The sequence below is a fragment of the Rhodovarius crocodyli genome, from assembly GCF_004005855.1.
GTDB classification, from domain to species: Bacteria; Pseudomonadota; Alphaproteobacteria; order Acetobacterales; family Acetobacteraceae; genus Rhodovarius; species Rhodovarius crocodyli.
Map to the genome: position 1 here is coordinate 167,118 of NZ_SACL01000008.1, position 23,251 is coordinate 190,368.

At 70.3% G+C, this 23,251-nt stretch carries 23 protein-coding genes; 17 read left to right on the forward strand and 6 right to left on the reverse strand.

Annotation, left to right across the window (positions count from 1 at the left end; genetic code table 11):
• Positions 1–3: 3 nt before the first annotated feature.
• Both EOD42_RS20120 and EOD42_RS20125 read left to right on the forward strand, forming a co-directional pair.
• Positions 4–753 carry a CoA-transferase gene (locus EOD42_RS20120; RefSeq protein ID WP_127789370.1) on the forward strand — a complete coding sequence of 250 codons (750 nt, stop codon included), beginning with the start codon at positions 4–6 and terminating at the stop codon, positions 751–753.
• Positions 750–1,985 carry a CaiB/BaiF CoA transferase family protein gene (locus EOD42_RS20125; RefSeq protein WP_127789371.1) on the forward strand — a complete coding sequence of 412 codons (1,236 nt, stop codon included), beginning with the start codon at positions 750–752 and terminating at the stop codon, positions 1,983–1,985. The genes EOD42_RS20120 and EOD42_RS20125 overlap by 4 nt, the downstream gene beginning before the upstream one ends.
• A 38-nt stretch (positions 1,986–2,023) precedes the next feature.
• Here the strand turns inward: EOD42_RS20125 and EOD42_RS20130 are convergent, their stop codons facing one another.
• Positions 2,024–2,821, reverse strand: coding sequence for a M23 family metallopeptidase (locus EOD42_RS20130; protein WP_240655226.1), 798 nt, complete (start codon positions 2,819–2,821; stop codon positions 2,024–2,026).
• Complete coding sequence (xseA, locus tag EOD42_RS20135) at positions 2,821–4,239, reverse strand: exodeoxyribonuclease VII large subunit (RefSeq protein WP_127789373.1); 1,419 nt, start codon at positions 4,237–4,239, stop codon at positions 2,821–2,823. Before xseA ends, EOD42_RS20130 begins: the two co-directional genes overlap by 1 nt.
• A 73-nt stretch (positions 4,240–4,312) precedes the next feature.
• Between xseA and purD the strand changes: the two genes are divergently transcribed.
• Positions 4,313–5,578, forward strand: coding sequence for a phosphoribosylamine--glycine ligase (gene purD / locus EOD42_RS20140; protein WP_127789374.1), 1,266 nt, complete (start codon positions 4,313–4,315; stop codon positions 5,576–5,578).
• A gap of 1 nt (position 5,579) precedes the next feature.
• On the opposite strand, the gene EOD42_RS20145 is transcribed toward purD, so the two are convergent.
• Both EOD42_RS20145 and EOD42_RS20150 read right to left on the reverse strand, forming a co-directional pair.
• Positions 5,580–6,470, reverse strand: coding sequence for a lipid A biosynthesis lauroyl acyltransferase (locus EOD42_RS20145; RefSeq protein WP_127789375.1), 891 nt, complete (start codon positions 6,468–6,470; stop codon positions 5,580–5,582).
• On the reverse strand, positions 6,467–7,489 hold the full coding sequence (locus EOD42_RS20150; RefSeq protein ID WP_127789376.1) for a zinc-binding dehydrogenase: 1,023 nt from the start codon (positions 7,487–7,489) through the stop codon (positions 6,467–6,469). The genes EOD42_RS20145 and EOD42_RS20150 overlap by 4 nt, the downstream gene beginning before the upstream one ends.
• A 165-nt stretch (positions 7,490–7,654) precedes the next feature.
• Here EOD42_RS20150 and EOD42_RS20155 point away from each other — a divergent pair, with 165 nt between their 5' ends.
• From EOD42_RS20155 to EOD42_RS20165, 3 genes are all read left to right on the forward strand, one after another.
• The gene (locus EOD42_RS20155; protein WP_127789377.1) at positions 7,655–8,371 is read left to right on the forward strand and encodes a response regulator; all 717 of its coding nucleotides are present in this window, start codon (positions 7,655–7,657) and stop codon (positions 8,369–8,371) included.
• Positions 8,368–9,765, forward strand: coding sequence for an ATP-binding protein (locus EOD42_RS20160; protein WP_338069643.1), 1,398 nt, complete (start codon positions 8,368–8,370; stop codon positions 9,763–9,765). Before EOD42_RS20155 ends, EOD42_RS20160 begins: the two co-directional genes overlap by 4 nt.
• A 121-nt stretch (positions 9,766–9,886) precedes the next feature.
• The gene (locus EOD42_RS20165; protein WP_127789378.1) at positions 9,887–10,546 is read left to right on the forward strand and encodes a DUF4189 domain-containing protein; all 660 of its coding nucleotides are present in this window, start codon (positions 9,887–9,889) and stop codon (positions 10,544–10,546) included.
• A 6-nt stretch (positions 10,547–10,552) separates the two neighbouring features.
• Here EOD42_RS20165 and EOD42_RS20170 read toward each other — a convergent pair whose 3' ends face one another.
• Positions 10,553–11,200 (reverse strand): S24 family peptidase, encoded by a 648-nt coding sequence (locus tag EOD42_RS20170; RefSeq protein WP_127789379.1) that lies wholly within the window; start codon positions 11,198–11,200, stop codon positions 10,553–10,555.
• A 124-nt stretch (positions 11,201–11,324) separates the two neighbouring features.
• Here EOD42_RS20170 and EOD42_RS20175 point away from each other — a divergent pair, with 124 nt between their 5' ends.
• From EOD42_RS20175 to terL, 11 genes are all read left to right on the forward strand, one after another.
• A complete protein-coding gene (locus EOD42_RS20175; RefSeq protein ID WP_127789380.1) occupies positions 11,325–11,756 on the forward strand; it encodes a hypothetical protein in 432 nt (143 codons plus the stop codon).
• Position 11,757: 1 nt separating this feature from the next.
• Positions 11,758–12,519: a hypothetical protein gene (locus EOD42_RS26415; protein ID WP_240655227.1), complete on the forward strand. Its 762-nt coding sequence runs from the start codon at positions 11,758–11,760 to the stop codon at positions 12,517–12,519.
• A gap of 3 nt (positions 12,520–12,522) precedes the next feature.
• A complete protein-coding gene (locus EOD42_RS20190) occupies positions 12,523–13,935 on the forward strand; it encodes a portal protein (RefSeq protein WP_127789381.1) in 1,413 nt (470 codons plus the stop codon).
• 6 nt (positions 13,936–13,941) lie between these two features.
• A complete protein-coding gene (locus EOD42_RS20195; RefSeq protein ID WP_127789382.1) occupies positions 13,942–14,691 on the forward strand; it encodes a capsid assembly protein in 750 nt (249 codons plus the stop codon).
• A gap of 269 nt (positions 14,692–14,960) precedes the next feature.
• Complete coding sequence (locus EOD42_RS20200; protein WP_127789383.1) at positions 14,961–15,797, forward strand: phage capsid protein; 837 nt, start codon at positions 14,961–14,963, stop codon at positions 15,795–15,797.
• Between the two features lie 275 nt (positions 15,798–16,072).
• A complete protein-coding gene (locus EOD42_RS20205) occupies positions 16,073–16,642 on the forward strand; it encodes a hypothetical protein (protein ID WP_127789384.1) in 570 nt (189 codons plus the stop codon).
• 3 nt (positions 16,643–16,645) lie between these two features.
• Complete coding sequence (locus EOD42_RS20210) at positions 16,646–18,526, forward strand: hypothetical protein (RefSeq protein WP_127789385.1); 1,881 nt, start codon at positions 16,646–16,648, stop codon at positions 18,524–18,526.
• The gene (locus tag EOD42_RS20215; RefSeq protein WP_127789386.1) at positions 18,526–18,966 is read left to right on the forward strand and encodes a hypothetical protein; all 441 of its coding nucleotides are present in this window, start codon (positions 18,526–18,528) and stop codon (positions 18,964–18,966) included. The genes EOD42_RS20210 and EOD42_RS20215 overlap by 1 nt, the downstream gene beginning before the upstream one ends.
• 11 nt (positions 18,967–18,977) lie before the next feature.
• Positions 18,978–21,293, forward strand: coding sequence for a glycosyl hydrolase family 28-related protein (locus tag EOD42_RS20220; RefSeq protein WP_127789387.1), 2,316 nt, complete (start codon positions 18,978–18,980; stop codon positions 21,291–21,293).
• A 13-nt stretch (positions 21,294–21,306) separates the two neighbouring features.
• Positions 21,307–21,615 (forward strand): hypothetical protein, encoded by a 309-nt coding sequence (locus tag EOD42_RS20225; RefSeq protein WP_127789388.1) that lies wholly within the window; start codon positions 21,307–21,309, stop codon positions 21,613–21,615.
• On the forward strand, positions 21,593–23,026 hold the full coding sequence (terL, locus tag EOD42_RS20230) for a phage terminase large subunit (protein WP_127789389.1): 1,434 nt from the start codon (positions 21,593–21,595) through the stop codon (positions 23,024–23,026). Before EOD42_RS20225 ends, terL begins: the two co-directional genes overlap by 23 nt.
• Here the strand turns inward: terL and EOD42_RS20235 are convergent.
• On the reverse strand, positions 22,983–23,225 hold the full coding sequence (locus EOD42_RS20235; protein WP_127789428.1) for a hypothetical protein: 243 nt from the start codon (positions 23,223–23,225) through the stop codon (positions 22,983–22,985). The genes terL and EOD42_RS20235 overlap by 44 nt on opposite strands.
• Positions 23,226–23,251: the final 26 nt, after the last annotated feature.

Here is a 23,251-nt window from a genome sequence, read left to right on the forward strand (position 1 = left end):
ACCATGGACTACAACACCGAGGAACTCCTCGCCGTCACGCTCGCCCGGCTGATCCGTGACCCGTCCGCGCCCCCCGCGCGGCATATCGCGGTGGGCGCTGCCTCGCCCGTGCCGGCCGCCGCCTGCTGGCTGGTGGCGAAGTCCGGCGCGCCCGTGCGGCTCTCCCTGCTGCACAAGCGCAGCGGCAACCCCTTCACCGAAGGCACGCGAGAGCTGTTCGACCTGACCGGCCAGGGCCGCATCGACCTGTTCTTCTTGGGTGGCGGGCAGATCGACGGCCAGGCCAACCTGAACCTGGTCGGCACCGGCGAGTGGCCTGGGAAGGGCGTGCGCTTCCCCGGCAGCTTCGGCAGCGCCTTCATGTACATGATGACCCACCGCACCATCCTGTTCCGGGAGGAACACTCCCCCCGCGTGCTGGTGGACCGCGTGGACAACATCTCCGCCCTCGGCATCTCGGCTCCCGGCGTGTTCCGGCGCGGCCATGCCCAGGCGCTGGTCACCGGCCGCTGCGTGTTCCAGTTCCACCCGGACCGCGGCCGCTTCAGCCTGCAATCCCTGCACCCCGGTGAGACGGTGGAGGACATCCGCGCCGCCACCGGCTTCGATTTCGACGTCGAGGGGGATATCCCCTTCACCCCGGCACCCACCGCGGAGGAGCTCGCTTTGCTGCGCGGGCCGATCTGCGACGAGATGCTGGAAACCTACCCGGAATTCTGCGCCCGGGTGTTCAACAGAAAGGCTGCCGCATGACGGACGCGCTTCCCATTTCGGAAGGCAAGGGTTTGGCCAAAAGCGCGGGTGCGCTGGCCGGCATCAAGGTGATCGACCTGACGCGCGTGCTGGGCGGGCCCTACTGCACCATGATCCTGTCGGACCATGGCGCCGAGGTGATCAAGCTGGAACCGCCCCTCGGTGACGAAGTGCGCGACTGGGGCCCTCCGTTCCATGAAGGCGACGCCAGCTACTTCATCGGCGTGAACCGCAACAAGAAGTCGGTCGGCCTCGACCTCTCCAAGCCCGAGGGCGTGCAGGTGCTGCTGCGCCTGCTGGAAGAAGCCGACGTGCTGATCGAGAACTTCAAGCCCGGCAGCATGGAGAAGTGGGGCCTGGGCTACCAGGAGGTGCTGTCCAAGCGCTTCCCGCGCCTGATCCATTGCCGCGTCTCGGGCTTCGGCGCCACGGGGCCGCTGGGCGGCGCGCCGGGCTATGACGCGATCGTGCAGGCCATCGTGGGCCTGATGTCGATCAACGGCACCGCCACCAGCGGTCCCACGCGCCTGGGTGTGCCGATGGTCGATATCGGCACCGGCCTGTATTCCGCCATCGCCATCCTGATGGCCGTGATCGAGCGCCAGTCGAGCAACCAGGGCCAGTACCTGGACATGACGCTGCATGATTGCGGCATGGCGCTGCTGCACCCGCATGCCGCCAACCACTTCCTGAACGGCAAGCGTCCGGTCGCCACGGGCAACCCGCACCCGAACCTGGCGCCCTATGCCACCTTCACCACCAAGACCTGCGACATCTTCATGGGGGTGGGCAACGACGCCACCTTCCGCAAGCTGTGCAACTTCCTGGGCATTCCGGAACTCGGCACCGACCCGCGCTTCGCCAAGAACGGCGACCGCGTGGTGAACCGCGTGGCGCTGACCGAGATCCTGGATGCGCGGCTGGCCGTCGAGGACGGCTTCGAGCTGTGCCCGCGCCTGCTGGCCGCCGGCCTGCCGGCCGGCCCGGTGACGCATGTGGACGAGGCGATGGCCGCCGAGCACACCGCCCACCGCGAGATGGTGACGGAGCTCGGCTGGTTCCGTGGCCTCGGCACGCCCATCAAGATGTCCCGCACCCCGGGCGGCACGCGGCGCGAGCCGCCGCGCTACGGCCAGGACACGGAAGCGGTGCTGAAGACGCATGGCTTCTCGGAGAAGGAAATCGAGAAGCTGCGCGATCTGGGGATCGTGCTGGACGCCCGCAGGAAGTAACGGGCGCCTTCTCGCCAGGGGCACTGCCCCTGGCGGGCTTACCCCGCCAGCAACGGCTGCGGGTCCAGCCAGGTGGAGTACCACCCGAGCGAGAAGTGCAGATGCGGCCCGGTCACCCGGCCCGTCGCCCCCATGGCCGCCACATGCTGGCCCTTCGCCACATCCGCCCCCTCGCCCACATGCTGCGCGGACAGATGCGCATACAGCGTGTGCACCCCATGCCCGTGGTCGATCACCAGCAGCTTGCCGAAGAAGAAGAAATCCCCGGCCAGCACCACGCGGCCCGGCATGGCGGCGCTGATCGGCGTGCCCACCGGCCCCGCCACATCCAGCCCGAAATGCGGCGCGCGCGGCTCACCGTTCAGGATGCGCTGGCTGCCATAGACACCGCTGATCCGCCCGCGCGCCGGCCAGGCCATGCCGTCCAGGAAACCGGTGCGCGCGCTGTCGGTGGCGCGGGCGGCGGCCAGGCGCTGGCGCTCGGCCGTGATGCGCGCCAGGGCGGCGGCGTCGGGCGACACCTGCGCGGGCGGCAGGCCCTGGATGCGCTGGACGTCCCATTCGCGCGGGCGCACCGCGATGCGGCGCTGGCTGGCGCGGCCCTGGGCATCGGTGATGTGCAGCACCGCCTCGGGCCCATGGTCGCGGCCGAAACCCAGCACGAACTCCCCGCCGGGCGCGACGCGGATGGCACGGCCTTCCAGGCTCAACCGCAGCCCCTGCGCGCCCCGGCCGATCAGCATGCCGCCCTGGGCGGCCTCGGCGGGCAGCTCCAGGGCCTGGGCAGGGGCGGCCAACAGCAGGGCGGGGGTGGCAAGCAGGCTTCGACGCAGCATCAGAACAGGCTCCCTTGCAGCGGCTCGGATTTGGGCTTGTCGGCGTGGACATGCGCCTCGCCATCCTGGAAGGCGATGGTCAGCGCGGCGCCGGGCTTCACCTCGGCGGCATGCGTCACGGCGCGGCCCTTGGCATCGCGCACCAGCGCGAAGCCGCGCGCCAGCACTGATTGATAGGACACCGACTCAAGCCGCGCCGACAGCCCGTCCAGCGCCGTGCGGCGTTCCCGCAGCCGGGCCAGCACGGGCCCCTCGCTGAAGCGCGCCAGCATCGGCGCCGCGCGCCGCCGCGCCTGGCCGGCAGCGAAGCCGCCCCGCAGGCGCTCCGCCAGCAGAGCCAGCATGCCGCGCCGGGCCGCGATGCCCTCACGCGGGTGCGGCAGGTGCAGGCGGGTCAGCGCCGCCCGCTTGGCACCGATCAGGCCAGGCAGCGCCTGGCGCAGCCGCTCCCCCCGGTCATCCAGCCGCTGACGCAGCCCGGCCACCACATCGGGCATGGCGGGCATGCCGCGCTCAGCCCGCAGCAGCGCACCGCGCGCGCGCTCCATCCAGCCCCGCATGGCGTGATGCAGCCGCCCGCCGCGCTGGGAAAGGTCGGCCAGCAGCTCGATCCGCGCCGGCACCGCCATCTCGGCGGCAGCCGTGGGCGTGGGCGCCCGGCGGTCGGAGGCGAAGTCGATCAGCGTGGTATCGGTTTCATGCCCCACGGCCGAGATCAGCGGGATCGGGCAATTCGCCGCCGCCCGCACCACGACCTCCTCGTTGAAGGCCATCAGGTCCTCCAGCGAGCCGCCACCACGCGCGACGATCAGCACATCCGGCCGCAGCCCGGGCGGCAGCGCGCCCATCCCCTCGATCGCGCGCGCGATCAGTTCCGCCGAGCCCTGCCCCTGGACCTGCACCGGCCACAGCAGGATCGGGCGCGGAAACCGGCGCGCGATGGTGGTGCGGATGTCCTGGATCACCGCGCCCTTCTCGCTGGTCACGACACCCACGCGGGCCGGCAACAGCGGGATCGCTTTCTTGCGCTCTGCGTCGAACAGCCCCTCGGCCTTCAGCGCCACGCGCAGCTTCTCGATCTTCGCCAGCAGCGCGCCTTCGCCCGCATATTCCAGCCGGTCGATCACCAGCTGGTACTTGCTGCGGTCGGCATAGGTATCGATGCGGCCGGTCGCGATCACCTCCAGCCCGTTCTCGGGCTGCACCGCCAGGTTCCGCACCGACATCTTCCAGACCACGGATTCGAGCTTCGCGTCCGCATCCTTCAGCGACAGATAGATGTGGCCGGAAGGGTACCGCTTGCATTCCGTGATCTCGCCACGCACCCGCACGCGGCCGAAAGCCTCCCGCAACACGCCCTTGATGGCGCCGGCAAGCTCACCCACCGCGAATTCGGGCATGTTGGTCTGGGTTTCCATCCGCCCAACTTATGCTAACCCGCGCCCCAAGGCACCCCGCGCCCGGGGCGGCCGGGGCAGATGAGGTGCGCGCATGAAGGTTCTGGTGGTCGGTGGCGGCGGGCGGGAACACGCTTTGTGCTGGAAACTGGCGCAGTCCCCCCTGCTGACGAAGCTGTGGTGCGCGCCGGGCAATGCCGGCATCGTGGATGTGGCCGAATGCGTGGCGATCGGCGCCGAGGACATCCCGGCCCTGGTGGCCTTCGCTACCGCCAACGCCGTGGACCTGGTCGTCGCCGGCCCCGAGGCCCCGCTGACGCTGGGCCTGGCCGATGCCTGCCGCGCCGCCGGCATCCCCTGCTTCGGCCCCAGCCAGGAAGCCGCGGCGCTGGAGGGCAGCAAGACCTTCACCAAGCAGGTCGCTGACGCCGCGAAAGCCCCCACCGCCGCCTGGGCCCGCTTCGAGGAAGCCGAGGCCGCCCGCGCCTATATCCGTGCCCAGGGCGCGCCCATCGTGGTCAAGGCCGACGGGCTGGCCGCCGGCAAGGGCGTGGTCGTCGCCATGACGGTCGAGGAAGCCGAGGCCGCCGTCACCGAGATCATGGAGGACCGGGTGCACGGCAATGCCGGCGCCTCGGTCGTCATCGAGGAATGCATGATGGGCGAGGAAGCCAGCTTCTTCGCGCTCTGCGACGGCCGCGTGGCCCTGCCGCTGGCCGCCGCGCAGGACCACAAGCGCGTGGGCGATGGCGACACCGGCCCCAACACCGGCGGCATGGGCGCCTATTCCCCCGCCCCCGCCTTCACCCCCGCCATCGAGGCCGAGGTGATGGAGCGCATCATCACCCCCTGCCTGGACGTGATGGCGGCCCGCGGCACCCCCTTCACCGGCGTGCTGTTCGCCGGGCTGATGCTGACCGCCACCGGCCCGCGCCTGATCGAGTTCAACGTCCGCTTCGGTGACCCCGAATGCCAGACGCTGATGCTGCGGATGAAAAGCGACCTGCTGCCGCTGCTGCTGGCCGCCGCGAAGGGCGAGCTGGCGGGCAAGACAGTGGAATGGCGCGACGACAGCGCCATGGTCGTGGTCATGGCCACCAGCGGGTACCCCGGCGCCTATGGCAAGGGCAGCGAGATCAAGGGCCTGGACAAGGCCGCCGCCATTCCGGGTGCCGTGGTGTTCCACGCGGGCACCGTGGCGAAGGAGGGCCAGGTGCTGGCCTCCGGCGGACGGGTGCTGGGGGTTTCCTCCAGCGCAGCGAACCTTACCGAGGCGCGCAAGATCGCCTATGCCGCCGTGGACGCCATCGACTGGCCGGAAGGCTTCTGCCGGCGGGATATCGGCTGGCGGGCGCTGTAACTCAGCGCCAGCGCCGGTGCATCCATAGCCACTGGCCGGGGTTCTCGCGCACCCAGCGCTCGATCACCCGGTTCATCAGGGCGGTGGTCGCGGGCACATCCACCTTGCCGCGCGCGTCGCGCGGCAGCTCGAAGGGGCCTTCCAACTCCAGCCTGAACCGCCCCTCGGGCAGGCGGATCGCGCGCATGCCGTACATCGGCGCGCCATACCGCGCGGCCAGGCGCGGCAGCAGCGGGTTGGCCGCCACGTCATGCCCGAAGAAGGGCACCTGCGGCCCGCGCCCGAAGCGCTGGTCCACCAGCATCCCCAGGTTCAGCCCTTCCTCATAGGCCTCGGCCAACTGAATGGGCGCGGTCATCTTGGCCGGGATCAGCCGGCCCATGATCGGCTCGCGCATCTTGCGGATCATCTCCGCGATGCGCGGGTTGTTGGGCGTGCGGTACAGGATGGCTGCGTTCTGCCCCACCGCATGCGCCGCCACGGCGGGCATTTCCCAATTCGCCAGATGCGCGGCAAACACCAAAACCGGCTTGTTCTCGGCCGCCAGGCGATGGAACAGCGCGAGGCCCTCCTCGCTCAGCGTCACGCGCGCGCCGGGGCTCGGCGGCCAGGCGCCCTCGAAAATCTCGGCCAGATGCACGTATTCGCAGGCGGTGCGGCCCAGATTGTCCCAGGCCTGGCGGGCGACGTCGCGGCGCCACGCCTCGTCCTTTTCCGGGAAGGCCAGGGCCAGGTTCTGCATCATGATGCGATGCGACCGCCCGACATAGGGCCCCAGGGCCCGCGCCACCCAGCCGCCCAGCGCCGGCGCCGCGCGCGAGCCCAGCAGCCGCATGAAGCCGAACAGGACGGCGACCAGCCCGGCCAGCAGCCGCTCCGCGAAAGCCGTCACAGCGTGACGACCACCTTGCCGAACACCTTCCGGGTTTCCAGCCGCTCCAGCCCCTCACCGAAACGCTCCAGCGGCAGCACGCAATCGATCACGGGGGTGATGCCCTCGGCCATCTTCGCCAGGCCCTCGCCCAGGCAATGCAGCGGCGACCCGAAGCTGCCCATCAGCTTCAGCTGGCGCTGGAACAGCATCATCAGGTTGGTCTCGGCCGAGACACCGCTGGTGGACCCGCAGGTGACCAGCCGCCCGCCCATCTTCAGCGACAGCAGCGAACCGGCCCAGGTGCTGGCGCCCACATGCTCGAACACCACATCCACGCCGACCTTCTTGGTCACACGCCGGGCCACGGCCTCGAAGCGGTCATCGGTGTAGTTCACCACATGGTCGACACCCAGCGCCTCGGCCTGGGCGCGCTTCGCCTCGCTGCCGATGGTGCCGATCACGGTGCAGCCGAGCGACTTGGCCATCTTCACCGCGATGGTGCCGATGCCCGACCCCGCCGCGTGCACGATGATGGTCTCGCCCGGCTGCAGCTTCGCGTTGTCAAACAGCATGTGCTGCACGGTGGCGTAGGTCACGGCGGTGGTCGCCGCATCCTCGGTCTTCACCCCGTCGGGCACCGGCACGCACAGCCGCGCCGGCACATTCACGTATTCCTGCGCGAAGCCATCCACATGGAAGCCACGCAGCCCCTTCACGTTCTCGCACAGGTTCTCGCGCCCCGCGCGGCAGGCCGGGCAGGTGCCACAGACCAGCGCGCCATAGGGCACCACCCGCGTGCCCAGCGCCAGGGCGGACACGCCCTCGCCCAGCGCCGCGACCTCGCCCACCGCCTCGACCCCCACCGTGATGGGCAGCGTCCGCTTGGCGAAGGCCATGCCGCGGAAGCCCCACAGGTCGATGTGATTGAGGGCGATGGCGCGAATCCGCAGCTGCACCTCACCCGCGGCGGGCGGGGGCGGCGGCTCGATATCGGTCAGTCGAAGGTCGCGTTCGGCGAAGAGTCGGAGGGCTCGCATGGCCGCGCGCCTAGCACGAAGGCAGGCTCACCGCCATTCCTGCGCGGATCTCCCACCGCGAAAGCGGAAAAACTGCAACGAACTGCTACGGAAACCGGGCCCGCAACACGCCGATACCCTTTCCCCCTCAGCAACGGCGCGGGAAGCGCCTATTGTAACAGCGCTATGGAAAACCAGCCGCACATCCTCGTCGTGGACGATGACAGGGAAATCCGGGAACTGCTCGCCCGCTTCCTGGAAAAACAGGGCATGCGCGTCTCGGCAGCACGGGATGCGCGCGAGGCCAGACGCCTCTGGCCGCTCGGGCGCTACCACCTCGTGGTGCTCGACATCATGATGCCGGGCGAGTCCGGCCTCGATTTCGCGCGCTGGCTGCGCGGCCAGTCCAACGTGCCGATCGTGATGCTGACCGCGATGGGCGAGGAGACGGACCGCATCGTGGGCCTTGAGCTGGGCGCGGACGACTATGTGCCCAAGCCCTTCAACCCGCGTGAGCTGCTGGCCCGCGTGCGCGCCATCCTGCGCCGGGCCAATGGCGAGGGGCCCACGGTCGAGACCGACCAGCGCCCGATCCGCTTCTCCGGCTGGATCCTCGAGCCCTCCCGCCGGCGCCTGCTGAGCACGGACGGCACCGAGGTCTCGCTGACCGGCGGTGAATACGAGCTGCTGCTGGCCCTGCTGGAACGGCCCAACCGGGTGCTGACGCGGGACATGCTGATGGACCTGCTGCGCGGCCGCCAGGCCGGCCCCTTCGACCGCGCCATCGACGTGGCCGTCAGCCGCCTTCGCCGCAAGCTGGAGGATGACGGGCGCAACCCCAACCTCATCAAGACCGTTCGCGGCGGCGGCTATGTGCTGGCCACCACCGTGGAGCGTTCGTGACGCGCCTGCCGCTCTGGCCGCGCAGCCTGGCGGGCCGCACGGCGGCCATGCTGCTGTTCGGCCTGATGCTGGTGCAGGGCCTGGGCCTGACCATCCACGCGCTGGACCGCGTGGAGCTGCAAGGCATCATCCAGGCGCGCGAGATCGGCGGACGCACCCTCACGCTGTGGCGCAACCTGATCCTGACCCCGCCGGAACGCCGCGCGGCGCTGCTGGCCGACATCGACCTGCCGCCGGGGCTGCTCGCTTCCTACGACCCTATTCCCGTCGTCATCCCCGGCATGCCGCCCGTGCCGCCCGACATCGAGCGCCGCTTCCGCTTCGGCGGCCCGCCGCCGGTGCCCCCGGGTGAGGAACCGCGCATCCATCTGGACGCCATTCCCCCGCCCCCGCCCCTGCCCCCGCGCTTCCGCCCGCGAGAGATCCTGGCTGCCTCCGCGCCGCCTTCGGGCTTCCTGCTCTCCATGCGCTTTCCCGATGTGGGCTGGCTGAACCTGCGCATCGACCCGCCGGCGCCCCGCCCCTGGCACAGCGAGAGCTTCCTCTACGCCTTCATCGCCATGAGCCTGTGCGCGGCGTCGCTCATCCTGTGGGGCGTGCGGCGCCTGACGCGCCCGGTGGCGGAACTCGCCGCCGCCGCCGACGCGCTGGGCCGCGACGTGAACGCGCCGCCCCTGCCGGAATCGGGCCCGCTGGAGACCAGCACCGCCGCCCGCGCCTTCAACACCATGGCCAGCCGCATCCGCCGCTTCGTCGAGGACCGGACGCAGATGATCGCGGCCATCGGCCATGACCTGCGCACCCCCATCACCCGGCTGCGCCTGCGCGCCGAGTTCATGGAGGATGACGACCAGCGCGCGAAGATGCTGAAGGACCTGGCCGAGATGGAGGCCATGATCGACGCGACGCTCGCCTTCGCCCGCGACGACGCGGCCAAGGAGCCCAGCGTGCCCTTCGACCTGGCCGCCCTGTCCCAGACGGTGCTGGACGAGGCCGCCGACGCTGCCCCCGACCTGGCGGAGAAGCTGTCCTATGACGGCCCCGACAGGCTGCGCCTGCACGGGCGCCCGGCTGCGCTGAAGCGCGCCCTGGCCAACCTCGTCGCCAATGCCCTGAAATACGCGGGCGACGCCAAGCTGTGCCTGACGGTGGAAAACGGCGCCGCCCTGATCCGCATCGACGACACAGGGCCGGGCATTCCCGAAAGCGAGCAGGAGCGCGCCTTCCAGCCCTTCCGCCGCCTGGAGGACAGCCGGAACCGGGAAACCGGCGGCACCGGCCTCGGCCTGACCATCGCGCGCAATATCCTGCGGGCGCATGGCGGTGACGTGATCCTGCGGAACCGGCCCGAGGGCGGGCTTTCGGCGCGGGTGACCCTGCCGCTGGCGAGCTAGGACCATCTGAACGGAATTCCTGCCCTGGCCGGCGCCACCGACGGTTGCATCACGCAAATGCGAGTTCATTTTTTATACATCGCTGGTATAGAGGCGCCGTTTTCCTCGAGGTTCCCTGCACATGCGATCGATCGGGCAGCTGGCGCTGGCTATCGGGCTCGCCATCATCACGGCCGGCGCGGCACAGGCGCAGGGCAACCCGCCCGCGGCCTGCTTCCAGCAATGCGCCGCCCCCGCCCGGTCGCTGCAGGCCAACCCGCCGCCGGTCCAGGCCTGCCTGATCCGTTGCCGCGCGGCCAGTGAGTTCTCGGCACAGCAGAACCAGCGCCCACTGCGCGGCCCCGTCACGCGCGCGGCGTCCAACCCGTACAGCAGCGGCCGGGGCATCCCGGTGGCGGCCAGCGCCCTGCCGGCGACAGCGGGGCAGTGGGGCGCCATCTATGCCGCGCTGCCGCCCACGGCGGCGGTGGGCATCGTGGCCGGCCCGCGCGACCGCAACATCGCCCACACCCAGGCCGAGAGCCAGTGCCGCACCACCGCGCGCGGCGACTGCCGGCTGCTGACCGAGTTCTCCAGCGGCTGCGGCTCCGCGGCGCAGGCGGTGCGCAGCATGTCGATCGTGCCGAGCAACCACCCCAGCACCTATCGCGTGACCTATGTGGCCAGCGGCACCGGCCCCAGCCGCAGCGACGCGGAACGCGCGGCCGTCGCCAGCTGCAACAGCCGCGACCCGCAGGCCACCTGCCGCGTGGTCAGCACCGCCTGCATCGGCGGCGGCTGAAGCGCCCTATTGGCTGGCCCAGACGATGCGATGCATCCAGGCCACCTCGGACAGTTCGAAATTGTAGTTCGGGTGGGCGGGGTTCAGGCTCTGCAACTCGATGCGCTTGGCGGATTGCCGCACCAGCTGCTTGGCCATCACCTCACCCAGCCTGGTGCGCACCACCACGCGATCCCCGCGCCGGACCGGCGCCTGGGGTGAGACAATGACTATATCCCCATCCCTGAAGACGGGTTCCATCGAATCCCCGGAAATTTCCAGGGCATAGGCATTCGGATCGGCGATATCCGGGATGGAAATCTCATCCCAGCTGCCGCCGACAGGAAAACCGCCATCGTCGAAGAAACCATCCCCACCGGCCTGCGCCAGGCCGATCAGGGGAATGCGCCGCGCGACAGACCCGCGCGACCGGCCGGCCTGCGGCCCCTGGCCGGAGACGAGCGACGCGAAATTCTCCACCGCCGTGCCGGTCGCGGCCAGCACCTTGGAGACGGATTCCGTTGACGGCCAACGCGCACGCCCATCCGGCCCCACCCGCTTGGAGGGGTTGAAGGCCGTAGGATCGAGCCCCGCGCGCCGCGCGAGACCGGAGGGCGAAAGCCCGTTCTCGGCGGCGATGGCATCGATGGCCCGCCAGACGTCATCGTGTCGCATGCGCCTATTATCCTAGGGACGCATTCCCGAGGCAATAGGAAAATATTGTTTTTACCACTTGCGGGTTCTGCAACCTGGGGTTTATGTTCCCGTTGTGTTCTCTTACGCAGAAGGCGTCCCCCCCATGGCCTCCGCCCCCCGCCCCCACCACGCCACCACCTTCGCGTCCATCGCCAAGGCCGAACCCTTCGCCAGCGCCGAGGAAGCCTGGTTCTGGACCATGTCCGCGCTCATCGCCCGCCAGGACGGCGCGCGCGTCGTCGCCGGCCGCGGCGCCGCCATCCGCCCCTGCGAGCCGGACGATGTGGTGAAGTGCCTGGACCGCCTGTACCGCCAGCGCCGCATCGACCTGAACCACGCCCGCGTCCTGCGCCGCTGGGGTGAGCGCGGCAGCGCCCCCAACCCGCGCTACCCCACGGAGCGCGCCGATTTCCAGCAGTGGAAGGAAGCGCTCTCGCGCCTGGAATGGCCCTTGCGCAACAAGGGCATCGTGGCCGGCAACGGCTTCACGGCGCCGCCCGCCGATGACGACAACGTCGTGCCCCTGTTCGGCTGACATGCCCTCCGCCCGCCCCCCGAAAGGCGAGGGCCAGCAGGTCTGGATCCTGTTCGGCGGCCGGGCCGACATGGCCTGGCAGCGCCTGCTTTCCCCCCGCTTCCGCCACTGCTTCGCCGCGATCCTCGATGATCGCGGCTGGACGCTGCTCGACCCCATGACCAACCGCCTCCTCGTGGAACGCCTTGATCTGCCGGCGGATTTCGATCTGCCGCGCTTCTATCGGCGTGCCGGCTTCGCCTCGGCCGGCCCTTTCGTGCCGGCGCCCGCGCGTGCCTCCCTGTGGCCTGCCATCATGCCGATGAACTGCGTCGGCCTGTGCCGCGCCACGCTGGGAGGTAGTGCGCCCTTCGCCCTGACCCCGCATGGGTTGCATCGCGCCCTCACGACGCAACCGAACAACAAGAAAAAGTTCTTGACGTCGGATAATGTTCCTGACTATAAGCTCCCTATCAACGGGCGAGCTGCGCCCGCTTCCAGGCTGGCATCGCTGAAGCGACTGCTGGCCTTTTTTGTGCCCCCCACAATCAGGAGCGTACGGCCCATGGGCAGCGTCTTCAGCGCGCCGAAGCCCGTCGTCGTCTCGACGCCGGCTCAGACCATCGCCACCCCCGCCCCCACCGGCGACGAGGCCGCCTCCGCCGCCCGCACCGACAACCAGGCCCGGCTGCGCCGCGGCCTGCAGGGCACCATCGCGACCTCGGAACGCGGCGTGCTCGCCGCCGCCCCCGCCGTCTCCCGCAAGACCTTGCTCGGCGAGTAAAGCATGACCCCGGAACAGATCATCGCCCGCATGGAGCGCGCGCTGGAACGCCGCCGCCCCTATGAAGCCACCTGGAAGGACGCCTACGACCATGTCCTGCCCCGCCCCGGCCAGGAGGCCGGCCTGTTCGACGCCACCGCGGCCGATGCGGCCGAGCAGCTCGCCGCCTCCCTCCTCGCGGAGCTGACGCCGCCCTGGTCACGCTGGTTCGGCCTCGCCCCCAGCGAGGAAATGGCCGACACGCCCGAAGGCCAGGCCACCGCCTTCGCCCTGGAAGGCACGGCGCGCTCCCTGCAGCGCGAGCTGGACCGCTCGAACTTCGCCATCGAGATGCACCAGGCCTTCCTGGATCTGGTCGTGACCGGCACCGGCGTGATCCTGGTGGAGGAAGCCCCGCTCGGCGAGCCTTCCGCCCTCCGCTTCACCGCCGTGCCGATCGCGAGCGCGGTGCTGGAGGAAGGCCCCTCCGGCCGCCTGACGACGATCTTCCGCGAGATGCGCATGACGTCGGAGGAAATCCTGCGCCGCTTCCCCTTCACGGAGCTGCCGCGCCAGGTCGCGGAGGACCGGGAGACCAGGCACAAGGTGATCGAGGCCGTCTGGCCCGATGCCTATGGCACCCATTTCGCGGCGGTGCTGGCCACCGGCGACAGCCAGCCCCTGATGCTGGCCGAGGGCGGCTTTTCCGAAAGCCCCTTCATCGCCTTCCGATGGCTGAAGGCGCCCGGCGAGATCTATGGCCGCGGCCCGGTGATGAAGGCGCTGCCCGATATCCGCACCGCGAACCGCGTGGTCGAGCTCGTGCTGCGCAATGCCTCCATCGCCTGCACCGGCATCTGGCAGGCCGAGGATGACGGAGTGCTGAACCCCGCCACCATCGAGCTGAAGCCGGGCGCGATCATCCCGAAGGCCCCGGGCAGTTCCGGCCTCACGCCCCTTCAGGCACCGGGCAGCTTCGACGTGTCGCAGCTTGTGCTGAACGATCTGCGCGCGCGCATCCGCTCCGCCCTGCTGGCTGACCGGCTGACCATGCCCGACGGCAAGGCGCAGATGACGGCGACCGAGGTGCTGGAACGCTCCGCCACCGCCGCCCGGCTGCTGGGCGCGACCTACGGCCGGCTGCAGACGGAGCTGCTGACGCCGATGATCGCGCGCTGCCTGAACATCCTGGCACGCCGTGGCGAGGTGCCGCCCGTGCTGCTCGACGGCTCCGGGGTGCGGCTTTGCTACGAAAGCCCGCTCGCCCGTGTGCAGGGCCGCGCGGATGCCGCCAACACGCTGCTCTTCCTCGACGCGGTCGGGAAGATCGGCGGCACGGCGGCCGCCCAGGTCGACGCGGCCTCGGCCACCCGCTGGCTCGCCCGCACTCTCGGTGCCCCCGCCGAGATCCTCGTTCCTACCCAAGTTGAGGAATAACCCCCCATGACCGACAGCCTGCTCGATACCGCGCTCGAAGCCTCCCAGGCCGACAAGACCCACGCCGATGCCGCCAAGCCCGCGCAGCTCGACATCCCGCAGAAGTTCCTCGACCCCGCGACCGGCGAGCTGCGCGTCGAGGCCCTGCTGAAAAGCTATCGCGAGCTGGAGAAGCGCCTGTCCCAGCGCGTCGCCCGCCCCGACGTGAACGCCGACCCGGCGGAGCTGGAGCGCTGGCGTGAGCTGCTGGGCATTCCGCAGAGCCCGGACATGTACACCATCACGGACAAGGCCGGCCTCGGCATCGACCCCGCGGTGAACGCCACGCTGCATCAGGCGGGCTTCACGCAGGAACAGGTGCAGCTGGTCTATGACCTGGCCGAGCAGAAGCTGCTGCCGCTGATCGCCGAGGCCGCCCAGCAGTTCGAGGCCGAACGCCAGGTGGCCAAGCTGTCCGAGCATTTCGGCGGCGAGGAACGCTTCCGCCGCGTGGCCCGCCAGCTTTCCGCCTGGGGCCGCCAGAACCTGCCGGCGCCGGTCTTCGACGCGCTGTCCACTACCTTCGAGGGTGTGCTGGCGCTGGAGCGGATGATGGCCGGCAAGGAGCCCGAGATGGCCAAGGACAGCCAGCCGCCCGCCAATCTCAGCGAGGAGGAGCTGCGCGTGATGATGCGCGACCCGCGCTACTGGCGCTCTCGCGAGCCCGCCTTCGTGCAGCGCGTGACCGAGGGCTTCCGCAAGCTCGTGAACGGTTGAGGCGCTGAACTCGGCATCGGGGCACGCGCCCCCTTCCTCCGCGTGCCCCGTTCGCCCGGGGGCTTGAGAGCCGGCTCTCGCCGAGTGCCCTCGCCCTTGGGCCGCCCGCCGGTCGTGTTCCCCCTCGCGACCGGCGGGCCCCCTTCCCCTTTGCCCCGGCACAACCGGCCGCCCCGCGCGGCAGGCGCCGACGGCCTGCGCGCAACGAGGCCCCCTCGGGGTGAACCCCGTTGCGCGCCTACCCCCCGAACCCTCTCCAGGAGACAGCCATGTCCGCCTCCATCGACCAGGCCTTCATCAAGCAGTACGCCACCGAGGTCCACGAGGCCTACCAGCGCCAGGGCAGCAAGCTGCGCGCCACCATCCGCAGCAAGACCGGCGTGCGCGGCGCCTCCACCGTGTTCCAGAAGGTCGGCCGCGGCACCGCCGCGTCCAAGTCCCGCAACGGCGTCGTGCCGGTGATGAACCTGGACCACACCAGCGTCGAATGCTTCCTGCAGGACCACTATGCCGGCGACTGGATCGACCGGTTCGACGAGCTGAAGACGAACGTGGACGAGCGTTCGGTCGTGGCCAATGCCGGCGCCTTCGCGCTCGGCCGCAAGACGGATGAGCTGATCATCTCCGCGTTGGACACCAGCACGAACGAGGCGATCGGCACCAATGTCGGCGAGACCGACAATGACGGCATGACGCGCAACAAGGTGCTGCTGGCCTTCCAGGCGCTGGGCGCCAACGACGTGCCGGATGATGGCCAGCGCGTGGCGATCGTGGGCTGGAAGCAGTGGTCGGAGCTGCTGACGATCACGGAATTCGCCCACGCCAACTACGCCGGCGCCGACGAGCTGCCCTGGAAGGGCGGCACCCAGGCGAAGAAGTGGCTGGGCGCGCTGTGGATGCCGCATTCCGGCCTGACGAAGAACGGCAGCCTTCGCTACTGCTACTTCTACCACAAGACGGCCGTGGCCCATGCGACGGCGTCCGAGGTCATCACCGACGTGACCTGGCACGGCGACCGCGCGGCGTATTTCGTGAACAGCATGATGAGCCAGGGCGCTGTGCTGGTGGATGGCCAGGGCGCCGTGCGGATGCGCTGCAAGGAGTAAGGGGCTTCGCCCCTTAGACCCCGCCAAAGGCCGAAAGGCCTTTGGAAACCGGGTTTTGGCGCCCTACCCTGGCAGGTGGGGCGCCATTTTCTTTATATAATTCAAACAGTCCTGCCTTCCCAAGCCTTGGTGCCAATTGTTCGGGGTCCAGGGCCGCTACGGTCCTGGCGGGGATGCGAGGGGCAGCGCCCCTTGCTGGGGGTTCCGGGGGCAACGCCCCCCGTAACGCCCCACCCCACCTTCGCTCACCCACCCACATTCCGGAGTTCCCGCCGATGGCCCTCACCGCCCTCGCCCTGTGCTCACGCGCGCTGCTCAAGATCGGTGCCCAGCCCATCGCTTCCTTCGACGACGGCACGACCGAGGCGGAGGTGGCGGCCAATCTGTATCCCGCCATCCGCGACACGCTGCTGTCCCTTCACCCGTGGTCCTTCGCCACGGGCCAGGAGGGCCTGCCGCGCCTGGCCGCGAGCCCGGTGGCGGACTTCAACCACGCCTACCAGCTGCCCGTGGGCTTCCTGCGCGTGCTGTCGGCCGGCGGCGCCATGGCGGGTGAGGGCCTGCGCTATCGCCTGTTCGAGGGCCGGCTGCACACGGATGCCGAGACCGTCACCCTCACCTACGTCTTCCGCCCGGATGAGAGCGCCTTCCCGGCCTTCTTCGCCTCGGCGCTGGTGGCGCGGCTGGCGGCGGAGTTCTGCATCCCGCTGACCGAGACCACCACCCGCGCCCAGCTGCTGTACCAGCAGGCCGAGAGCGAGCTGCGCGCCGCCCGCCATGCCGACAGCAGCCAGGACACGCCGCGTGCCCTGCGGGACTTCCCGCTGATCAGCGCGAGGGGGTGAGCCATGGCAGACAGCCGCACCGTCAAGACCAGCTTCACCGCCGGTGAGCTGGCGCCCGAGCTGCTGGGCCGCGCCGACCTGCGCGCCTATGCCAATGGCGCCCGCAAGCTGACCAACGTGTTCATCCAGCCCACGGGCGGGCTGACGCGCCGGCCGGGCCTGCGCCACATCGCCACCCTGCCCGGCTATGCGCGCCTGATCGCCTTCGAGTTCAACACCGAGCAGACCTATCTGCTGGTGCTGACCGACCGTCTGATGTCCGTCTACATGGGCGATGCCCAGGTGGCGCAGCTGGCCAGCCCCTGGGCCCTGTCCCAGCTCTCGCAGCTCAGCTTCACGCAGAGCGCGGACACGCTGCTGATCTGCCACCCGGATGTGGACCCGAAGCGCGTGACGCGCAGCAGCCACACCGCCTGGACGATCGACGCCTGGCCCTGGGTGGAGGTGCCGACGCACCGCTTCGTCGATGCAGGCGTGAGCATGACGCCCAGCGCCACCACCGGCACCATCACCCTCACGGCCGGGGGCAACGTGTTCCTGGCGGGCCATGCCGGCCAGCGTTGGCTGATCCAGGGCAAGCGGGTGGACATCGTGTCCATCGCCTCGCCCACCACCGCGACGGCCAATGTGCTCGACACGCTGCCCGGCATCGCCGCCACGAAGGATTGGGAGGAAAGCGCCTTCAGCACCATTCACGGCTGGCCCGTGACGGTGTGCTTCCACCAGGACCGGCTGGTGATCGGGGGCTCGCGGGACCTGCCGAACCGGCTGTGGCTGTCCCGGAGCGGGGATCTGTTCAATTTCGATCTCGGCACCGGCCTCGATGACCAGGGCATCAGCTTCGGCCTGGTCAGCGACCAGGTGAACGCCATCCGGGGCGTGTTCTCGGGGCGGCACCTGCAGGTCTTCACCTCGGGCGGCGAATGGATGGTCACGGGCGACCCGCTCACGCCTTCCAGCATCCAGCTCAACCGGCAGACCCGGGTGGGCAGCATGGTGGCCCGCATGGTGCCGCCGGTGGATGTGGATGGCAGCACCATCTTCGCCGCCCGCAGCGGCACCTCGATCTACGAATTCGCCTATACCGATGTGCAACAGGTGTATCAGGCCAATGACCTGGCGCTGGTGTCCCAGCACCTGATGCGCACGCCGGTTTCCATGGCCTATGACCAGCGGCGGCGCCTGCTGCATGTGGCGATGGACGACGGCAGCCTGGCCACGCTCACGCTGTATCGCGACGAGCAGGTCACGGCCTGGACCGGCCAATCCACCCAGGGCAGCTTCGTCATGCTCGCGGAGGTCGAGGGCACGGTCTATGCCGTGACCTGGCGCTGGGGCGTGTTCCGGCTGGAGCGCTTCGACCCCGAGCTGACGTTGGATGCGGCGCTGACCGGCACCGCCGGCGCCCCGCAGCTGACCTGGTCCGGCCTGTCGCACCTGGAGGGGCACGAGGCCGCCATCCTGGCCGATGGCGCCCCGCGCGACAGCCAGGTGGTCGATAACGGCGCTGTGGTGCTGGATGACGGCGCCACCGCCCTGCAGGTGGGCCTCGCCTATACCCACATGATCGAGCCCCTGCCGCCCGAGCTGCTGGGGGTGGGCGGCGCGCGTTCCGTGCCGCTGCGCCTGGTCGCCGTCACCTTCCGCCTGCTGAACACCAGCGCGCTCACGGTCGATGTCGGGCGCGGCGCGCAGCCGGTGCCATTCCGCAGGCTGGACACGAACATGCTCGATGCCGCCCCGCCGGTGTTTACCGGCGATGTGCGGCTGCGCGCGCTCGGCTGGCGGCGGGATGCGACGCGCCCCCTGTGGCGGATCGAGGATTCGACGCCCCTGCCCTTCACCCTGCTTTCCATCACCACCGAGATGAGGATCACCGACTGATGGCCGCTCTCGCTTCCGTAGCATCGCTGGTGGGCGCCGGCGCGGGCGTCTATGCCCAGACGCGCCAGGCACAGTCCCAGGCGGCGCTCGCCCAGGCCCAGGCCGCGCAGTCCCAGCAGGCCGAGGCCGCGCGCCAGCAGCAGCTGGTGGCCCAGCAATCGGCCGATGCCGCCACGCGCCAGCTGCAACTGGCCCGCACCGTGGCCTCGGCGCGCGCGCGTGCCGGGGCTTCGGGCATTTCCGCCGATGACGGGTCGGCCGCGGCCGTCACCGCCGGGCTGACGGGCGATGCCGCCGCCGCGCAGAACGCCTCCGACCAGGTGTACCAGGCGCGCCTTGCCTCCGGCCGTGCCTCCCTGCTGAACCCGGATGCCAGCCTGACATCCTATGTGCGCGCGGGGCAGAGCTTCGGCAGCGCCGTCTCCAGCCTGCTCGGCTGAGGAGCCCCACCATGGCTGACCATATCCAGATCGGCGACATCGCGCCGCGCGTCCACTACGTCACCAACGGGATGCAGGGTGCCTTCACCTACCCGTTTCCCATCTTCGAGATCGAGGACCTGGAGGTCCGCCTCGACAATGTCCGGGAGTTCTCGGGCTTCACCGTCTCCGGCGCCGGCGACAGCAATGGCGGGCAGGTCACCTTCGACGTGCCACCCGCGCCCGGCCGCCGCCTGACCCTGCGGCGCAACCTGCGCCTGGCCCGCACCAGCGACTTCCAGTCCAACGGCGTGCTGCGCGCACGCGTGCTGAATGACGAGCTCGACTATCAGGTCGCGGCCATGCAGGAGCAGCAGGACGCGCTGACGGGCGCCATGCGCCTCGACCCGTCGGAATACGGGGACCTGACCCTGCCCAGCGCCCCCGGCCGCGCCAACAAGGTGCTGGGCTTCGACGCCACGGGCGGCATCGCGCTGCTGGCCCAGACCGGCCTGATCACCAACGCCTTCACCGGCGCCGTGCCGCGCAGCGTGGAGGACAAGCTGGCCGAGGCCCTGACCGCGCGCGACTTCGGCGCGGTGGGTGACGGCGTGGCCGATGACGGCCCGGCGCTGCAGGCCGCGATGAATGCCGCGGCGGTCGCGGGCAAGCTGCTGGTCATCGGTGAGGGCACGCACCGCACCACCATGCCGCTCTCGCTCTCGGGCGATGCGGCGGGGCTGACCATGCGCGGCTCCATCCTCTATGCCGGCACCTGGGGCCAGGCGGCGCTGACCATCGGTTCCGGCGGGGCCGCGCGCAACGCCACCCGCCACTACGCGGGCCTGCGCGTGATGCGCGCCACGCAGAGCGACTGGTCCAGCGAGAGCGATGTCGGCATCCGGCTGGTCAACCTCGACGCCTGCCATGTGGAGGTGCTGCAGGCCGAGGGCTTCTGCATCGGCATCCAGACGCTGGGTGACGAGCGCGGCTTCGAGGACAGCACGCTGCACCTCGGCCGCATCGCGAACAACCGCTACGGGCTCGACATCCGCACCGGCAGCGCGGCGGGCTGGAACAACAGCATCACCTACATGGGTGGGCATTTCGCCAATGCCTCCAGCGTGAACCCCACGCTGTCGCGCTTCGGCGTGCGGTTCTCCTGCGCGGCGGGGGCCTATAACCGGCACAATGCCCATCATTTCGTGGGCCCCGCCTTCGAGCTGCAGCGCCAGGGCACGCCGGGCACGGTGGATGCCATCCCCTTCCTGGTGGATGTGGCCGATGCGCGGGCGATCACCGCGCGCGGCATCCGGATGGAGCAGTGCAGCCCCTATGTCGCCCGCCACACCGGCGGGGCGAACGACTGCCTGTATGAGGTGGGCTATGTCGGCACCTATGGCTTCACCGGTGCCGGTATCCATTACCCCGCGGGCGCCACGCGGGCCGGCGGCACGGTGGTGGCCCTGCACCAGGCCGCCGCCGCCCATGGCAGCCCGCGCCTGGTCGCGGAAGCCGGCAATGTCCGCGCCCGTGCCTTCCGCTGGAACAGCACGGATATCGGCTTCGAGGGCATGACGGTGCTCTCGGGCAACCCCTCCGGCCCGCCCACCACCATGAACGGGCTGTGCTTTGCGGGCCTGTCCTCCATCACGCTGAACAACGACAACATCACCCTGCCGACCAGCCGGGGCATCGGCTTCGTGGTGGACTGCACCCTGTGCAAGGAGTTTTTCCTGGCCGCCGAGGGCACTACCCTGCGCCCCTTCATCGTGCAGTTCGACGGCAGCGAGACCGTGCTGAACGACAGCGCACCGGTGCTGTTCTCCAACATGAACACCGTCTGGCAGGGCTCGCCCTCCTCCTGGTGGGAGGGCAATGCGGATCTCGACAGCCTGTCGGCCGGCATCGCGCTGAACCGGCTGCAGCGGGTCACGCTGCACAGCTCGGCCGCCTATGCCGTCATCGGCGTGCGCGGCGGGTCGGCCGGCGCGGTGCTGAAGGCGCTGCGCCTGTATGTCGGCGGCACGGATGCGCCGGCCATCCTGGCGGGCGGCGGGCGGCTGTGGGGCGGGCGGGAACTGACGGCGAGCATCACCTATGACCCGCCCAGCATTGCCGCCGGCGCCAATGCCACCCAGGCGGTCACGCTGCCCTATGTGCAGGGCGGGGATTTCGTCTCCGTCTCGCACAGCTCGGCATCGGGCTTCATCGAATGGAGCGGCGCGATCACCACCACGGGCTCCAGCGGCACGGTCACCGCACGCGCCACCAACCGGCACGCCAGCACGGCCATCGACCTGGCGAGCGGCACGCTGATGGTGCGCGCCGTGAAGCCGCGCCTGTGATGGTGACGCTGTAGTGGCGCGGCGCCGCCTGAAAAGGGCGGGGCTGGATCTGGAGGAACAGACGCGGCTGGTCGCGGAGGAATATCGCAACTTCCTCGCGGGCAATGCCGCGTTCCAGGACCTCGACACGTCCAAGCTGTTCCTTGCGCGGCACAACGCCGCCAAGGCCGCCCTCTCGCATCTCGAGGCGCTCATGAAGCTCGGCGATGCCGGGCAACAGGCGCCAGGCGACAACCTCTCCGCCATCGTGGCCCGCGCCCGCGCAGCCCTGGCCGGGGACAAGCCGGAGGACACCACGGGTGAGCCGGAGGCCGACACTTGAGTTTATTGAGTTCGTCTGGGTCTGGAACGAGGTGCAGGGCCAGTCGACGCCCGCGCACCACCGCCGCATCGCCCGCTGGCTGGGCACGCGGCGGGAGGCAGGCGACACCCGCCTGCTGCTGATGGCGTTCCGGGGCTCGGGCAAGTCCACGCTGGTCGGGCTGTTCTGCGCCTGGTGGCTTGTGACCAACCCGGATGCGCGCATCCTGGTCATCGCGGCCGACCAGGCGCTGGCAGGCAAGATGGTGGGCCAGGTCCGGCGCATCATCGAGCGCCACCCGCTCTGCGCGCCCCTTCTGCCGGACGGCGCGGATGCCTGGGCGGCGGACCGCTTCACCGTGGCCCGGAAGGCCGTGCTGCGCGACCCGTCCATGATGGCGCAGGGCATCGGCGGCAACATCACCGGCAACCGCGCGGAACTGATCATCTGCGACGACGTGGAGGTGGCGGGCAATTGCGACACCGCCACCAAGCGCGCGGAGCTGCGCGAACGCCTGGCCGAGAGCGAATTCGTGCTCGTGCCCGGCGGCACGCAGTTGATGGTGGGCACCCCGCATTCGGCCGAGACGCTCTACCGGCCGGAGAAGGAGCCGCTGCTGCGCGGCTATCGCCGCCTGCGCCTGCCGATGCTGAACAGCGCCGGCGACAGCGCCTGGCCCGAACGCTTCCCGCTGCCCGCCATCATGGCGCTGCGGGACCGCGTGGGGCCGCTCGCCTTCGCCCGGCAGATGCAGCTGGAACCGGTGCGGGCGGAGGCCGCGCGGCTCGACCCCGCGCTCATCATCCGCTACCGCGCCGAACCCGAATACCGGGAGGCCAACGGCCGCGCCCAGATGGACCTGCTGGGCCGGCGGATGCTGTCGGGCGGGGCCTTCTGGGACCCCTCCTTCGGCAGGCGTGAGGCAGGCGACGGCTCGGTGCTCGCCACCGCCTTCTCGGACGGCGAGGGCTGCCACTTCCTGCACAGCATGGATTGGCTGACCCACGACCCGGATGCGGAGACGGACAACGCCACCCAGCAATGCCGGCAGGTGGCCGCGATCGTGCGTGACCTGAAGCTGCCCGCGGTATTCGTGGAGACCAACGGCATCGGCAAGTTCCTGCCCGCGCTGCTGCGGCGGGCGCTGGCCGAGGCCGGGGCGGCGGCGACCGTGCGCGAGCACAACAGCCACAAGGCCAAGGCCGACCGCATCCTGGCGGCCTTCGACCCGCTACTCGCGGCGCGGCGCCTGTTCGCACATGACCGCGTGCTGGATGGCCCGTTCAGCGCCGAAATGACCGACTGGCGCCCGGAGGACCGCAACGCGCGGGATGACGGGCTGGATGCTGCCGCCGGGCTGATCCTGAGCGAGCCTGTTCGCTTGCCCCTTAGGCCGCCGCCCGCGCGCCCAGCGTCCTGGCGCGGGGGATGATCTCCACGGCGTGGCGCTCGCGCCCCGCCGCGGTGATCTCGAACCTTCCGTCCGGTCGCTCGGCCGACAGGCCCATGGACTGCAGCCGCTTCAGGCACGGCCCGTCCTTCAGCCCGGGCGGGCGGCCATGCGTGCCCACCAGCGTCAGCCGGTGCAGGGCCGAACGGCAGCAGGTCTCGAGATACGGTTCATTCCACATCATCAAAATCCCCTTGCCAGAGGCTT